Raw genomic sequence first — 16591 nt, 5'->3', positions numbered from 1 at the left:
AAACGAACTATTTTGTTATTTTTGCCTCACAAACACAAATAGTATAATAGAAATATGACTTTATCCTGCGCTCCCCATGAACACATAGAATTAACTGATGAATTTAAACATGGCCTTTGCCTTTTAGAAGCACCAGCGGAGATTTATCCGCTTATTTTTATTACAGGTAAAGCCGGTACGGGCAAAACTACTTTGCTTAAATTCTTTGCGCGTAATACCTCTAAAAATGCCGTTATATTGGCCACCACAGGGATTGCTGCAGTTAATGTACATGGGCAAACGGTACATTCTTTTTTTCATTTAAAACCGGGTAATTTGCTGGATTTAGAAAATCTTAAAAAGTTGCCCCGCCGTACTGTAGAAGCCATCGATACTATTATTATAGACGAAGCCTCCATGCTGCGGGCTGACCTTTTAGACGCGATAGACCATATTTTGCGCATCTCCACACACGACGATAGACCTTTCGGCGGTAAACAAATTATTTTGTTTGGGGACCTTTTCCAACTGCCTCCGGTAGAAGAAAACCGCTCTGAAGGATTGTTTGATTACTTTCATAGTATTTATCAAAGCCCATATTTTTTTGACGCACGCGTAGTCAGAGAAACCAAAATTGAAGTCTTTGAGTTGCAGCGCATTTTCCGTCAAAAAGGTGATAAGAGTTTTGCTTATTTACTCAATAAAATACGAGAAAATAAAGTATCCCAAGTAGAGTTAGACGAGAAATTAAATTCTCGCATCAACCAACAAGAACCCTCTGATTTAGACAATGCTATTATTTTATCGCCTACCAATGAGGGGGCCTCTTGGAGGAATAACAACTATTTGGCAAGACTTAGCGGAAAGGAATTTGTTTATTCAGCCGTAGTAGACGAAACCTTCAAAAAAAAGGCCGTACCGGCGGAATATTGCCTGCGTCTAAAACGCGGAGCAAAGATTATGATGCTCAACAATCATCCGCAAGATTACTGGGTAAACGGAGATATCGGCACCGTCTATGACTTGGGAGAAGATTTTATTAAAGTAGAACTCAAAGGAAATATCTATCAGGTAGAGCCTCACCTTTGGGAAGATGTGAAATATGTCTACAATGCTTTAAAACAAAAATTAGAACCAAAAACAAATGGTTTCTTTAAGCAATATCCTTTAAAATTGGCTTGGGCTATTACTATTCATAAAAGTCAAGGACTTACCTTTGACGGGATTTATTTAGACATTGGGCGAGGCGCATTTGCTCCGGGTCAAACCTATGTGGCACTGAGTCGCTGCCGCTCTTTGGAAGGGGTCTGTTTAAAACGGAAAATTTCTCTTTCCGACATTCGTTGTGATAGCCGAGTGACGGCCTTCTTTCAAACCATTCGCGGAAAAACACCTTTTTTAGGTTCATAAAAAAGCCCCGCTTTATACGGGGCTTTGATTTATATACAATTACAAACTTTGTATCTTACGGCGCAGTGGTAATACCTTCGGCGCAGATACGGATAATTCATCAATTCCCATTTTAAGGAAAGTTTCCGTCAGCGTTAAATCTCCGCCTAACTCACCACAAATGCCAATCCATTTTCCGGCTGCATGGGCATTTTTAGCAGCCAATTCTATCAAGCGCAAAACAGCCGGATGATGAATATCTAAAAAACGGTCCAAACTTTGATTTTGACGGTCTAAAGCACAAGTATACTGCGTCAAATCATTCGTTCCGACACTAAAGAAATCCACTAAGGGGGCCAACTCATCACTAACCAAAGCCGCCGCCGGTGTTTCAATCATAATACCTGTTTCTATATGCTCATTAAAAGGCACTTGTTCGGCGCGTAATTCTTCTTTTACCTTACCCACCATTTCCTTTACTTGCATTACTTCAGAAACAGAAGTAATCATGGGATACATAATGGACACATTTCCGTAAACAGACGCACGTAATAAAGCACGCAACTGCGTTTTAAACAAATCCGGTCTGGCCAAACACAAGCGTACCGCACGCAATCCTAAGGCAGGGTTGTCTTCTTTTGGTAAATCAAAATAAGGAGCATTCTTATCGGCACCGATATCCAATGTCCGGAAAATAATTTTCTTTCCGTTCATTAATTGTGCCGCCTGACGATAGACGCGGAATTGTTCCTCCTCCGAAGGATAATCGGAAGATTGCAAATATAAAAATTCCGTACGGAAAAGCCCCACTCCACGCGCATCGCGGGCTAAAGCATCTTTTAATTCTTCCACGTTCCCCACGTTAGCAAAAAGTTTTATCTCCCGTCCGTCATGGGTGCGGTCTTCCGTCCCTTTCAGGGCTTCCAACTCTTTAGCCTCTTGCTCTTGTTGTTGTATTTTGGCTTTTGCTTGAGCCAACGTATCTTCATCCGGTTCAATTAACAAAAGGCCTTTTTCACCGTCTAAAATAGCGGTTTTTCCATGCCACTGGGCATTGGCTTCTTCTCCCAATCCGACAATAGCCGGTATGGCTTTGGTACGGGACAAAATGGCCATGTGAGAGCAAGCAGAACCTTTGGCAGTGGCAAAAGCCAATACTTTCTCTCGCTCAAACTGCATGCTTTGGCTGGGCGTTAAATCATCTGCAAGAATAATGGAAGGCACTTCCAATCCCGGCGTCTCCCCCTCTGCTCCGCATAAAATCTGAATAACACGACGAGAAATATCCAACACATCGGCAGAACGAGCTTGCATATATTCATCGTCCATTTCAGAAAACACACGTGCAAAACGGGCCCCCGTTTTTTGAACGGCACGAGCAGCATTATCATGCCCTTTCTCGATAAGACCATGTACAGAATCAATATAATCTTGGTCATCGAGCATCATTTGATGTATATCAAAAATGGCGGCGCTTTCTTCGCCGGCTTGAGCAAGAGCCTGATCGTATAAATTTTTTAGCTGGCGTTGCGCCCGCAAGCGGGCAATTTCAAAGCGGGCCAATTCCGGCTCTACATCTGTCACTTTTTCATCAGACACAGCACAACGACCCGGCGTATAAAAATACACCGGACCGACTACTACTCCATTAAAAACGCCCGTTCCTTGCAGTTCTTTCATGCTTATAAATTCTTTTTCAAAGCTTCTTCTAAAGCCACGGATGCTTGTTCTTCGTCTTCACCTTCTACGCGAACAGTCACCGTATCGCCTTGTTTGGCACCCAAAGCCATAACGGAAAAAATGCGTTTCAAATCACCTTTTTTCTCTGCTTTAGAAATAGAAACATGGCTTTTAAAACCATTGGCTAATTTCACCAATACACCCGCAGGACGAGCATGGATACCATCTTTATCTTGAATTACATAACTGAATTCTTTCATAATATATCTCCTTACAAATTTATTTTTCTACCGGAAGCGGTTTTTTCAGTAAAGCCAACAAGAACATACCTACCAAAGACCCTGCCAGTAATGAAACCAAAAAGTATCCGGCATGAGTCATAACTCCTGCCACAAAAATACCACCATGAGGAGCCGGAGAACCACAGCCAAACCACATACTCAACGCACCGGCTACGGCCGCCCCGATGGCACAAGAAGGAATAACACGCAACGGATCAGCGGCAGCAAACGGAATGGCACCTTCTGTAATAAACGAAAAGCCCATCACAAAATTGCTGGCTGTAGTTTGTCTTTCTGCTTTAGTATAGCGGTTTTTAAAGAAAAGCGTGCTCAAAGCAATCGCCAACGGAGGCACCATACCTCCGGCCATGACGGCCGCCATGATGTCATATTGTTGGCTGGCTAAAGAAGCCGTACCAAACACATAAGCCGTTTTATTAATAGGACCACCAAAATCTACGGACATCATACCGCCTAACAAAAGGCCCAAAAACACTTTACTGCCGGTGCTCATGCTGGCCAAAAATTCATTCATACCGGTATTGAGCCAAGCCATAGGAGGGTTAACCACAAAAACCATGATAGCCCCCATGCCCAAAATTCCCAAGAACGGATACAGGAGCATCGGCTTGATACCTTCTAAAGAAGCAGGCAAACGGCTGGTCAATTTGCGCAGAGCCAACATCAAATAACCCGCCAAAAAACCCGCCGCCAAAGCACCTAAAAAGCCGGAGGGCTGCCATAATTCTTGAGGCAAAGTAAGAGACAACCCCGTCTTAGCCAAAAAGCCACCCACCATACCGGGCATCAAAGCAGGACGGTCAGCAATAGCCATAGCGATATATCCCGCTAAAATAGGGAACATCATACCGAAAGACAAACCGCCGATTTGATTAAAGAAAGAAGATAAAGGATTTCCCGTACCGAATTGTGGCGTACCGGCGTTGGCACTATCGAACAAGAAAGATAAAGCAATCAATATGCCGCCACCAATAACAAAAGGCAACATATGGGAAACACCGTTCATCAAATATTTATAAATTTTGCGCCATGCGCTATCTTTAGGGCCGTTAGTTGCTTCTACCGCTTGGGCAGTTGCCTGAAAAACAGGCACTTGGCCATGCATGGCTTGTTCCAAAAGTTCCGCAGGGCGATGAATGCCTTCAGACACTTTTACAAAAATCACTCTTTTTCCGTTGAAACGGTTAATTTCTACCGCTTTGTCGGCTGCTACGATGATGCCTTTTGCATCGGCGATATCTTGAGCCGTTAAAGCATTTTTAATACCGGCCGATCCATTGGTTTCCACTTTCAAGGAAATACCGGCTTTGGCAGCGGCTTTTTCCAAAGCCTCTGCCGCCATAAAAGTATGAGCAATACCCGTAGGGCAGGCTGTGACAGCCAACACATCATAACCTGTTTTTTCTTCACAGGATTGGGCTTCTTCCTGCGCAAAAGTGGCGGCTTCGGCACGATCAATAATATTTAAAAAATCTTTTTTGTCTTGAGCCTCCAACAAATCTTTGCGGAAGGTTTCGTCCATCAACATCGTAGAAAGACGGCTCAAAATTTCCAAATGTGCGTTTTCACCGCTCTCGGGTGCGGCAATCAAAAAAACTAAATGAACCGGCGCACCATCTAAGGAATCATAATCTACCCCTGCCGGAACAGTCATAGCAGCCAAGCCCGGTGCCGTAATAGCGGAGGTTTTAGCATGCGGAATAGCAATTCCCTCCCCCACACCGGTGCTGCTTTGTTCTTCACGGTTTAATACGGCTTGTTTATACAAAGCCTCATCTTTTACGTTGCCGTTGGCACTCATCAGTTTGACGGCTTGTTCAATCGTTTCTTGTTTAGAACCTACTTGCGCTCCCAACAAAATAGAACCTTCTTTTAATAAATCGGTTATTTTCATCGTTTCTCCGTATTACAAAGAATAATCTTGTGCATTATCTAACAAATTTTGAATATCTTTTCTCTCGGGCAGCCACTCTTTCATCACGCAAGCAGCACCGCAAGATAAAGCTAAAGTCATGGCTTTGGCATAATTTTGGCAACGCAACCAACCCGCTAAAAATCCGGCCACCATGCTATCTCCGGCACCGACGGAATTTACCACCGGCCCTGTCAGTTTTACGGCAGGACAAGTATGTACGGTGCCATCTTCGCACACGAGCAAAGCCCCTTCGGCCCCCAAAGAAACCAATACGTTTCTGGCACCTAAATCTTGTGCTTTTTTGGCGTAGAAGATAATATCTTCTTGCCTATGCAAAGAAACCCCAAACAAATCCGCCAATTCCTGCGCATTGGGCTTTATCAAAAAGGGTTTATATTTTAAAGATTTTTTCAGCAAATCGCCCGTTGCATCCACTACACACAGCACCTCTTTTTGCTCCAGACGAGCCAAGATATTTTGATAGGTATCCGTAGACAAACCGGCAGACACTGCACCGGCTAAGACCAAAACATCTCCCTTGTTCAACAAATCCAAACGTTGCTGTAATTCTTCCAAATTTTCTTGCGATACTTTCGGTCCGCAACCGTTTACATCACTTTCTTGTGTAGATTTAATTTTTACGTTAATACGGCTCTGCCCTTGCGGAAGAACAATAAAATCAGTATTTGACACATGCCCTTTAATCATAGAAAGCATGGCTTGACCGGTATATCCGGCCACAAATCCCAATGCCGTACAGGCAAACCCCAACTGCTCCATTACTACGGCCACATTGATTCCTTTTCCGCCGGGATAAATACTTTCGCGCTGAGCACGGCTTACTTCACCCACGTGCAACTGAGGAACAAACATCACATAGTCCAAAGAAGGATTAAAAGTCACTGTATAAATCATAATTTTTTCTGTACACAAAGTCCTATTTCTTCATTATATAAATTAACACTCATTAGAGCAAAAAAGAAAAGCCTTGTTTTACTCAAGGCTTTTCTTAACAGAGCTAAAAATTAATCCAACTGTACAGAAGATGCACACTGACAAGCGGAAACTTCTGCCGGCAATTTTTCAATCATTTGAAAAAGCAATGCTTTTAAGTTTTCTACATTTTTATTAAAAACTTTCAACACTTCTTCATGAGATACCGGCGGCATATCTCCGTTGATACCGGCATCATAGTCGGTAATTAAAGAAATATTCAAAGGGCACATATTCATTTCTTTCACAAGATAATTCTCCGGAAAAGCCGTCATTCCGATCACATGCCAACCTTGTTTGGTGAAAAAAGAAGACTCGGCCTTTGTAGAAAAACGTGGCCCATTAATCACCACCATCGTACCCGTTTCATGCAGATGGATATTTAGTTGTTTAGCCGTTTCTTTAGTGGCCGCACGCATTTGCGGACAATAGGTGTCCACCGGAGAAGGATGCTGAACAAACGGGCCTTCCAAGAAAGTAGATTTTCTGCCATCAGTCCAATCTACAAATTGGTCACAAATTACAAAATCACCCGGCTTTATATCCGCTTGCAAACTACCTGCAGCACAAGGAGAAATAACTCTTTTGCAACCTAAATGTTTCATCGCCCACACATTGGCCCGATAGTTAATCAAGTGGGGAGGAATGGTATGTTTTCTGCCATGACGCGGCATAAATGCCACGCGATGATTACCGATTTTGCTGATAAAAACACTGTCGCTGGTTTCTCCGTACGGGGTGGAAATTTTTACTTCTTCCACGTCGGTTAAAAAACTATAAAATCCGGATCCACCAAAAACACCGATATCTGCTTTGTCCAATATTTCCATATTCTCTCCTTATGATAGAGTGGGATACCTGCATTATATAATAATGAGTGGATTTTTGGACAGAAAAAAACACCCTTTCGGGTGTTTTAAATGGCGGAGAGGGAGAGATTCGAACTCTCGATACGGTTTCCCGTATGCAGTCTTTCCAGGACTGTGCCTTAAACCACTCGGCCACCTCTCCAAAATCGGACGTGCAAAAAGAGCACCTAAAAATTATATCAAATTAAAAAGCATTTGAAAAATAAAATAAAAATTACCGTCTAGAATTAGCGGCGAAAAGTTTTTATTTGCAATCCCAACAAACGGCCCAAAAGCATCAATGGAAAGATAATAAACAGCGTCACTACAGCCATCAGAAGCATCATAATAAAACTAAATGCCAAAGCAACAAAACCCGTCAAAAACCCTGCACGCGCCTGACAAAACTCTGCGCGAGGATTCTCTTGCTGTTGTGAAACCGCTATCGGCACACCGGTTTCATCTAAGATTTCGGCTTCTATTACTTCCTTTTTAGGTTCTTGTTCTTTTTTCATACTTATATTTTTACATAAATGTTATTTTTTTACCAGACAAAAAATGATTAGTTTCTTTTGAAAGTGCTAAAATATAGGTAGGTTGCGCGTGAAGTCACATCACGTAATTTTAAAAACCGATGAAAAATTATGTTGCCTAAAGCGTATGAACCACAAGAAGTGGAAGAAAGATTAATTAACAAATGGCAGGAAGCCAAACTCTTTACCGCTAAAGTAGATAAGAATAAAAAACCTTTTGTCGTTGTTATTCCCCCTCCCAATATTACCGGTGCTTTGCACATGGGTCATGCCTTAAATGATACCTTACAAGATACTTTAATCCGCTCTCATCGTATGTTCGGAGAAGAGGCCTACTGGGTGCCCGGTACCGATCATGGCGGTATTGCCACACAGAACGTGATTGAAAAGAAACTGGCTAAAGAACAACATTTAACCCGTCATGATTTAGGCCGCGAAAAATTTGTAGAAACCGTATGGGATTGGTACAACGAATGCGGAAATGCTATTTTTAATCAGTTTAAAAAGATGGGTTGGAGTTTGGATCTTTCCAAAGAAAATCTCCGCTTTACGATGGACGAAAAACGCGCCAAATCCGTTTATGAATGTTTCAAACGCTTGTGGGAAAAAGGCTACATCTATCGCGGTAAACGCCTGATTAACTGGTGTGTAAGATGTTCCACTGCTTTATCTGATATTGAAGTAGAACATGAGCAACAATCCGCCAAACTTTGGCATTTGCAGTACAAAGCAGAGGACGGCAGCGAAGGTATTGTTATCGCTACTACCCGCCCCGAAACCATTTATGCCGATGCTGCCATCGCTGTTAATCCCAAAGATGAACGCTACAAAGATTTAGTCGGCAAAAAAGTAATTATTCCGTTGGCAAACCGCGCCATCCCCGTTATTGCCGATGAAGCCGTAGAATTAGAATTTGGTACCGGTGCTCTTAAAATTACGCCGGCCCACGACGCAACCGACTACGAAGTAGGCCAACGCCACAACCTGCCTATCATGGTGGTCATCAACGATAAGGGTAAAATGATTAACTGCCCCGAAAAATATTTGGGTATGGACCGCGAAGTCTGCCGCAAAGAAACCGTTAAAGATTTAGAAGAAGCCGGTCTCTTGGTCAAAGAAGAAAAGTATAACAATGCCGTCTCTACCTGCTACCGCTGCCATAGCGCCATTGAGCCGTTTATGAGCGAACAATGGTTCGTCAAAATGGATAAATTGGCTGCTCCGGCTATTGAAGCGGCAGAATCGGGCGAATTGCAATTCCACCCCGCTAGTTGGAAAACGCCGTTTGTCAATTGGCTCAAAAACATTCAGGATTGGTGTATCTCTCGTCAAATTTGGTGGGGACACCGCATTCCGGTATGGTATTGCCGCCACTGTAGTGAAAAAGGCTTAACCTTTGCCACAGACAAACAAGGCAATGAACAATTAACCAAAGTTTCTTTTGAAGACGGAGCTCAACCGATAGTTTCTTTCGGTTCTCCCGAAAAATGCCCCGTTTGCGGCGGTACTCATTTCGTCCAAGATCCCGACGTATTAGACACTTGGTTCTCCTCCGCTTTATGGCCGATATCGGTTTTTGGTTGGCCGGAAGAAACCGAAGATCTTAACTATTTCTATCCTACCACCTCTATGGTGACCGGATATGAAATTTTGTATCTCTGGGTCGCCCGTATGGTGATGATGGGTTTGGAATTTAAAGGAAAATTACCTTTTAAAGACGTATTTTTAAATGGTATTGTGCGCGATAAACGCGGGAAGAAAATGTCTAAATCTTTGGGCAACGTTATTGATCCTTTAGACATGACGGCCAAATACGGCACCGATGCTGTGCGCTTTTCTCTGCTTATGCAGGCTGTACCGGGCAAAGATATTCCGTACGCCGAAGAAAGCATCACCGGTGCGCGCAATTTCTGCAATAAAATTTATAATGCATCTCGCTTTATTTTAATGAATATGGAAGGCATCAAGGGGCCTTTAGCCATGCCGACACAAGCCAAAGAATTGGCTGATCAATGGATTTTGGACCGCTATGTCTGCGCTATTAAAACTGCCAGAGAAGGCATTGAAAAATACAACTTGGCCCTCACTGCCAATACGCTCTATCACTTCTTGTGGGGTGATTTTTGTGATTGGTACATTGAACTGGCCAAACAACGCTTCCAAACAGAAGAAAAACAATATGTTATGGCCTTGTGCGTAAACATTTTATACGGCACATTAAAAGCCTTACACCCGTTGATTCCTTTTATTACGGAAGAAATTGCCTCCAGCTTACGCCCCTATGTGGCAGAAGAAGGAGAATTCTTACTCCAACAAAAATATCCGGAATTTGATGCTGCTTTACAAAACACACAAGCCGTCAAAAAAATGGAAGCGGTACAGGGTATTACCAAAGAAATCCGCACCATTCGTGCACAGTTTAATGTACCGCCGGGTTTAAAAATTAATGCCGTATTATCCGCCGAAAATGAGGAAGAGTTGGCCACGGTCAAAGCCCATGCTCCTTATATTAAATTAATGGCAAAAATTGACCAATTAACGATTGGCATTAATGAGCAAAAACCCAAGCAAACGGCTACGGCTACTTTTGGCAAGATTGCCATTTATGTGCCCTTAACCGGCTTGATTGACTTTGATAAAGAAAAGAAACGCTTGGAAAAAGATATGGCAGCGGCACAAGCCAACATTGCTTCTCGCAAAGCTCGCCTGTCACAAGAAAACTTTATCAAAAACGCTCCTCAGGAACAAATTGATAAAACCAAAGCAGAATTGGCTGCTGCCGAGACTTTGCTGGCGCAAGCTCAAGCCGCTTTGGCTGATTTAGCCTAAGGAGTCAGAATGAAAAAACTACTCTCGCTTTTTGTCTGTGTTGTGTTGCCGCTATGTGCGGCAGCACAACAAAATTGGAAAGCAGTTATGCGCTATAACAAACAAAGCGCCAAAACCGCTCTTTCCCAAAGACTGAGCAAATACGTCACCTATGACACCACTTCCAATGCAGATGTTGCCAAAGTCCCTTCCTCCAAAGGACAACTTGCCTTTGGAAAGGTCTTGGCGAAAGAACTGAAAAGTATTGGAGCCAAAAATGTAAAAATCAGCAAAAGCGGTATCGTGACGGCCGAAATTCCCGCCACAACCACCAAACCGGCACCCACGCTTGCTTTTTTGGCCCACTTAGACACCTCTGCATCTTCTTCTGGCAAAAATGTAGTACCGCAGATTCATAGCAAATACAGAGGGGGCGATATCGTAATAAACCAAGCCCAAAACTTGCGTTTAACAGAATATAACAGCCCTCAGCTCTTGCATGCACGCGGTCATGATATCATGACTGCTTCCGGCGGCACCTTGCTTGGCGCAGATGACAAAGCCGGCATCGCCATCATTATGACTTTTGCTGATTATTTACTGGGAAATACCAGCATTGAACATGGCCCCATCAAAATTGCGTTTACGCCAGACGAAGAAATTTCTACCGGTATCAAAACGATAGATTTGACGGATTTAAATGCCGATTATGCTTATACCGTAGACGGTGGAAATTTGGGAGAGACGACTGTGGAGAATTTTAACGGCCGTTCTTTTACCGCTGTATTTAACGGAGAACGCGGTGTACATGCCGGTTCTGCCATGAATTCCTCCTTTGCAGACAACGTGCTCATGGCTTCTGACTTTCACACTTTGTTGCCACGCCATCGCCGGCCTGAAACAACCTCCGGCAGACAAGGATTCGTTTTCGTCAATTCCATTGAAACCAAAGAAAATCAAAGTGTGGTAAAAGGAACGATTCGAGCATTTACCGATGAAGAACTGACCGATCTTACGGAAATTGTAAAACAAACATTCCAAACGGTTAAAGCCTTAAATCCTAAAAACACCGGAACCGAACTTTCGTTTGAAGACCAATACAAGAATGTAAAAGAGGTACTCCCCTCAAAAGTTATTGAGATATTGGAACAAGCGATGATTAAAGAGGAAGTGACCCCAAAACGAGTTTCGGCACGTAGAGAAACAGACGGCATATTCTTATCTTTTAATGGTTTGCCTACGGCAGATATTTTTGCCGGAATGTTTAACCCACATAGCCAACTTGAGTATGCAGATATAGACATCATGGAGGCTTCTTTACGCACTTTACTCACCACCACTTCCTATTGGAATCTGGAAACAAAACCTCAACCTTAACTTCTAGCAAAAGCCCCGCATAAAAGCGGGGTTTTTAGGGCCTATTTTTTTTCTAGGTCCAATGACCCTTGTGTAAAACCCACCAGATTCGTACAATGATAGTAAGGATTTTTTCAGTGAAGATTTTTAGGAGAAAATAAAATGAAAAAAATTGTTTCTTATTTGTTAATATTGTCCGTAATTTTCTGTAGCGGCAATGTTTTTGCTCTTACGCCGGTAAAACCCAATAAATATCGTTCCTTGCTGTTGAACCGCTTTTTGGAATATGTACAAGTGGATAGCCAAAGCCAATACGGCCAGTTTTATGGAGATTGGGTCATGAGCGAAGATGTAGCCAAAGCGGGCGAACTTTTGTACCAAGAAATCAGCGGCATTTTGAGCAAAAACAATGCAGAATCTTCTATTCACTTTTCCCAAGATAAACCTTCTATTCATTTTTCTCAAGATAAATACATCTATGTTCATTTCCCCTCTAACCTTCCAGAAAAATTAACAGCCACCGTCCCCGTATTGGGCATGAGCGCTCATTACGATACCACCCCCGAAGCTCCGGGCAAAGGCATTAAGCCGCAAGTAATCAGAAGTTATCAGGGTGGCAAAGTAGTCATCAATGAAGAAAACGGTATCGTGTTAGATCCCCAATCTTCCGACACCTATTTAAATCAATTAGTCGGTCAAACCATCGTCACTTCAGACGGCACCACTATTTTAGGAGCAGATGACAAAGCAGGCACTGCCATCATCGTCACTCTTATCCAAACCTTAGCCGAAAATCCCCAAATGGCACATGGCACATTGCAATTTATGTTGGTCCCCAGCGAAGATGTAGGCTTGGCCGCTCATCGCGTAGATACTGATTATTTCAAACCTGAAATTTATTACGATTTTGACGGAGAGGTAGACGGAGAAATCATGGAAGAAAGTTTTACAGCCAAAGGTTTCGTGGTGACCTTGCGCGGACGTGCCGCTCACCCCTCGGAGGCCGCTTCCCAAAACGGATTAGAAGTTTCCGAAGTTTTAGGTGCTTTTTTACAACAAATCAACCAAGCTAACGATTTAAAACCCAATCAAAGTTCCGGCAGAGAACCTTATATCCGTTTTGCCGCCCACGATATTAAACCGGGAGACGAAGCGGAATCGCTGCGTTTGCAAGGTTATGCCCGCTTCTTTACCGATAATGAATGGAGCCGCATGAAAGACTTAGTACAATCTGCCATTGACCACGTAAACGTAGTATATGGCACTAAAAATGAAGTACTGATAGACGAATCCAGCCAATACAAAAACTTAGCTGACGGAATGCACCCTTTGACCAAAAATATTGTAGCGCAAGCCGCTACCGATGCAGGAGTCACCCCCCGTTTTATTACAGTGCGCGGAGGCATCACTCCCGGCATGATGAATGCCAGACACGGCATTACCGGTATGGGGTTATGGACAGGGCAACAACGTGTCCATTCCGTTTATGAATGGTTAAGCGAAAAGGATATGTTTTCTGCTTATAAAACCGGCTTAAATATTATTGAGCAAACTATCAAACAAAGCCTTGATGCTCATGAAAACAAACAACAGCTACAAAGAGATTTGAGCAGAAGATAATAAATCCAATGAAAATACTGGTAGCTACCGGAAACAAGCATAAGTTTCAAGAAATTATGAATATTCTCCCCCATCAAACCAAGAAGGGGGAGAATATTGATTATGTATCCTTACAAGAAATAGAAGGGCCGGTTCTTCCTCCGGAAGACGGTCTTACATTACAAGCAAATGCTGAATTAAAAGCCGTTTACGCGGCTCAACATTCCGGTTTGTGGGCTATTTCTGATGATACCGGATTATCCGTAGATTTTTTAAACGGTCAACCGGGAGTTTATACCGCTCGTTATGCCGGCCCTACAGCCGATACCCAAGCCAACAACACCAAATTATTACAAGAATTGCAAGGACTTGCTACAAGTGAACGTACGGCGCATTTTTGTACGATTGCCTGCCTGTCAGACCCTCAAGGGAAATCTATCTGTTTTGAAGGCATTTTAAACGGTCGGATCGGATGTGAATATAGCGGAACAAACGGTTTTGGCTATGACCCTATTTTTGTGGTAGAAGGAACCGATAAAACGCTGGCCCAGATGACCGAACAAGAAAAAAACAAAATAAGTCACCGCGCCAAAGCCTTTGAAAAATTAGCCGAATATTTAGTTTGCTTATAACTCTTTTTTCATAAAAAAAGCCCCTGTTTGCAGGGGCTTTTTGTTTCTGTTATATTTTATATCTGTATAGCCAACATTTCCGGCAACACCAAATAATACATATTAATCAAGGCACCGGCACTTAAAAAAGGACCAAAAGCAATGGCGTCCCCTTTTCCTTTCCCTTTAAAAATCATCAAGATGACCGAGTAAACAAGACCTAAAACGGAAGCAAAAATAATGGTAGTAATCACCCCTTTCCAACCTAACAGCGCACCGATTCCCCCCATTAATTTCACGTCACCGCCGCCCATAGCTTCTTTTTTAAATAATACATATCCGAGCAAAGCTACTGCCAACGTACCAAAAAAGCCTACAGCAGCCCCTATTAAACTTTGTAAAAAACAAGACAAAAGAGTACCGTCAAAGTTGGGATTTAGCCAAAAGAATGCCAAGCCCCACACAATCAGACCTAAGGAAAAACGATCCGGAATAATCATCAACTCCAGATCAATCACAGACAAGATAATTAAACTATATACAGCCACCAACAACACTCCCGTCCAAGGGGTCAAACCCCATCGCCACACAAACAAAACAGTCAAAAGACCCGTTAAGAGTTCCACAATAGGATATTGGCAGGAGATAGAGGCCTTACAGTGGCGGCATTTCCCCCACAAAATTAAATAACTAAGTACGGGAATATTGTCATAAAAAGCAATGTGTTTGCCACATTTAGGACAAAAAGAGGCAGGCCACACAATGGATTTATTCTTCGGGATACGATAAATACAAACATTCAAAAAACTTCCGATAATCAGGCCAAAAATTCCTGAAAAAAGCAAAATCAAATTTTCCATTCTTTCTCCTTTTTTACAAAAAAAGTCCCTGATCTTTTATCAGGGACCATAAAATTAGTGTGTATGCCAGGCTTTACCGTAGCTGTCTTCTTTATCCGTATTTACAAAAATATCCCCAAAACGCGGATCTACCGGATCGTTGACATAGGCCCAACCGCCCGTTTTTGTAAAAGCAGTTTCATAATTTCCTGCACTCACTCGATTGCTGGGCTCTAACCCCGGCACATTGGCCTGTGGAATAGACTCAATGTATCGGGGAATCAAAGAACCTAAATCATCGGTGGGATACACACCCTGATTTTCTCCGTAATAAGCAGCAATGGCCGTACGAAGTTTTACCAATTCATGTTTGGTGCTTCCTTCTTGTGCTTTATGGATTAAAGAAAAAAACTTCGGCACCGTAAAGCTCAGCAACACACCAAACAAAACAACGGTAATCAGGATTTCCAACAGCGTAAAGCCTTTCTTCATAAACCGTTTCCTATTTCAAACCCATAGCCACCAAAGCAAACACTTTGGCATCTCCCATCGTGTTTTTAATGCTGGAGAATTCATTAGGTTGGTGCATGGTTTCATCTAACTTAGAATATACCACTGCGGGGAAGCCTTCGTTGCGCAAAGAAGCTGCCACCGTTCCGCCACCTACACCTTGAATTTTGGGATTATTGCGATAAACGGCCTTTACAGATTGCGCCACCAAAGAAACTATCGGTGCCTTTTTATCGGTAGGTTTAGAAACACCGCGCAATACTTCCTCAATTTTAATTTTCACTTTAAACTTCTTTTCAATTTTTTGAGTGATTTTCTTAATTTCGGCCAACACTTTCTCCAACGTATAGCAAGGCAACACGCGGCAATCTAAGTAGAAAATATCCGTACCGGGAATGCTGTTGATGTTGGGCACATTGGCTTCTTTTTTGGTAGGGCAGAAAATACTTTCCTGCACGTCGAAAAGTTTATCCTTTTTCGGGAATTTTTTATGCAATTCGTCTAAAGCCACTACCAAATGACTGCCGGCAATAAAAGCATTGTTGCCATTGGCAGGAGTAGAGGAATGGGTTTGTTTGCCGATGGTGGTAAACTTCAACCACAATTGGCTCTTTTCGGCAATTTCCACCATTTCACCGGTGGCACAACCGCCGTCTGGCACCATAAAACTATCATCTTTTCCAAAAATCTTGGCGTGTTTTTTAAGAATCGGTTCGATACCGTAGTTGCTACCCATTTCTTCATCACAATTTAATAATAAGGCATAGTTCACAGACGGACGAATGCCCAAATCCATCATCGCTTTGGCTACCAATAAACCAGACACTATTCCCTGTTGATTATCTTCCGTACCGCGTCCGTAGATTTTATCGCCTTTCACCACCGCTTTATAAGGGTCGGTTTTCCACAAAGACAAATCACCCGGCGGCACTACGTCCATATGGGCCATTACCCAAAAAGTTTTCTTGCGGTTTTGACCATAATATTTAGCAATAATATTGGGGCGCACACCGGTGGGAGATTTGGGATCTTTGATATTAATTACTTTAATTTCGTCAAATTTCATTTCTTTCAGCGTAGCCAACAATACTTCCGCTTTGGCCGCTTCACCCAAGCCACCCTCCTCCGGGCTGACTGCGGGACAGGCGGTCATTTTGGTCTGTATATCAATTACAAAATCACGATAGGTATCTATTTTTTTCAACAAATCTTTCGTTTCTGCCATATTC

General features: G+C 42.8%; 14 protein-coding genes and 1 tRNA gene. 5 read left to right on the top strand and 10 right to left on the bottom strand.

Going from position 1 to position 16591, the window contains the following annotated elements; translation table 11 throughout:
- Positions 1–54 precede the first annotated feature (54 nt).
- The gene (locus IKL48_05715) at positions 55–1389 is read left to right on the top strand and encodes an AAA family ATPase (protein ID MBR3604147.1); all 1335 of its coding nucleotides are present in this window, start codon (positions 55–57) and stop codon (positions 1387–1389) included.
- A gap of 39 nt (positions 1390–1428) precedes the next feature.
- Here the strand turns inward: IKL48_05715 and ptsP are convergent, their stop codons facing one another.
- The 7 genes from ptsP to IKL48_05680 all read right to left on the bottom strand — a co-directional run bounded on the left by ptsP (position 1429) and on the right by IKL48_05680 (position 7621).
- The gene (gene ptsP, locus IKL48_05710) at positions 1429–3048 is read right to left on the bottom strand and encodes a phosphoenolpyruvate--protein phosphotransferase (GenBank protein MBR3604146.1); all 1620 of its coding nucleotides are present in this window, start codon (positions 3046–3048) and stop codon (positions 1429–1431) included.
- A 2-nt stretch (positions 3049–3050) separates the two neighbouring features.
- Entirely contained in the window at positions 3051–3308 is a 258-nt protein-coding gene (locus IKL48_05705) for an HPr family phosphocarrier protein (GenBank protein ID MBR3604145.1), read from the bottom strand.
- 19 nt (positions 3309–3327) lie between these two features.
- Positions 3328–5244: a PTS sugar transporter subunit IIA gene (locus IKL48_05700; protein MBR3604144.1), complete on the bottom strand. Its 1917-nt coding sequence runs from the start codon at positions 5242–5244 to the stop codon at positions 3328–3330.
- A 12-nt stretch (positions 5245–5256) separates the two neighbouring features.
- On the bottom strand, positions 5257–6180 hold the full coding sequence (pfkB, locus tag IKL48_05695; GenBank protein ID MBR3604143.1) for a 1-phosphofructokinase: 924 nt from the start codon (positions 6178–6180) through the stop codon (positions 5257–5259).
- A gap of 110 nt (positions 6181–6290) precedes the next feature.
- Entirely contained in the window at positions 6291–7088 is a 798-nt protein-coding gene (locus tag IKL48_05690; GenBank protein ID MBR3604142.1) for an S-methyl-5'-thioadenosine phosphorylase, read from the bottom strand.
- 91 nt (positions 7089–7179) lie between these two features.
- Positions 7180–7269 (bottom strand) — tRNA-Ser (locus tag IKL48_05685).
- Between the two features lie 85 nt (positions 7270–7354).
- Positions 7355–7621, bottom strand: a complete 267-nt coding sequence (locus IKL48_05680; protein MBR3604141.1) for a hypothetical protein — start codon at positions 7619–7621, stop codon at positions 7355–7357.
- A gap of 129 nt (positions 7622–7750) precedes the next feature.
- On the opposite strand from IKL48_05680, the gene IKL48_05675 reads away from it, so the two are divergent.
- The 4 genes from IKL48_05675 (at position 7751) to rdgB (ending at position 14034) form a co-directional block, all read left to right on the top strand.
- Entirely contained in the window at positions 7751–10468 is a 2718-nt protein-coding gene (locus IKL48_05675; GenBank protein MBR3604140.1) for a valine--tRNA ligase, read from the top strand.
- A gap of 9 nt (positions 10469–10477) precedes the next feature.
- On the top strand, positions 10478–11824 hold the full coding sequence (pepT, locus tag IKL48_05670; protein MBR3604139.1) for a peptidase T: 1347 nt from the start codon (positions 10478–10480) through the stop codon (positions 11822–11824).
- A 141-nt stretch (positions 11825–11965) separates the two neighbouring features.
- A complete protein-coding gene (locus tag IKL48_05665; GenBank protein ID MBR3604138.1) occupies positions 11966–13423 on the top strand; it encodes a M20/M25/M40 family metallo-hydrolase in 1458 nt (485 codons plus the stop codon).
- A gap of 8 nt (positions 13424–13431) precedes the next feature.
- Positions 13432–14034 (top strand): RdgB/HAM1 family non-canonical purine NTP pyrophosphatase, encoded by a 603-nt coding sequence (rdgB, locus tag IKL48_05660; GenBank protein ID MBR3604137.1) that lies wholly within the window; start codon positions 13432–13434, stop codon positions 14032–14034.
- Between the two features lie 56 nt (positions 14035–14090).
- Here rdgB and IKL48_05655 read toward each other — a convergent pair whose 3' ends face one another.
- Genes IKL48_05655 through IKL48_05645 form a run of 3 tightly spaced genes read right to left on the bottom strand, consistent with a single transcriptional unit; the run spans position 14091 to position 16587 of the window.
- Positions 14091–14873: a prepilin peptidase gene (locus tag IKL48_05655; GenBank protein MBR3604136.1), complete on the bottom strand. Its 783-nt coding sequence runs from the start codon at positions 14871–14873 to the stop codon at positions 14091–14093.
- A 54-nt stretch (positions 14874–14927) separates the two neighbouring features.
- Positions 14928–15344: a type II secretion system protein gene (locus IKL48_05650; protein MBR3604135.1), complete on the bottom strand. Its 417-nt coding sequence runs from the start codon at positions 15342–15344 to the stop codon at positions 14928–14930.
- 10 nt (positions 15345–15354) lie between these two features.
- Positions 15355–16587, bottom strand: coding sequence for a M20 family metallo-hydrolase (locus IKL48_05645; protein ID MBR3604134.1), 1233 nt, complete (start codon positions 16585–16587; stop codon positions 15355–15357).
- Positions 16588–16591: the final 4 nt, after the last annotated feature.

The organism is Elusimicrobiaceae bacterium, assembly GCA_017520185.1.
In the GTDB taxonomy this organism is placed as follows: Bacteria; Elusimicrobiota; Elusimicrobia; order Elusimicrobiales; family Elusimicrobiaceae; genus Avelusimicrobium.
The sequence above is the reverse complement of the archived record's forward strand: the minus strand, read 5'-3'. Positions and strand labels throughout refer to the sequence as shown.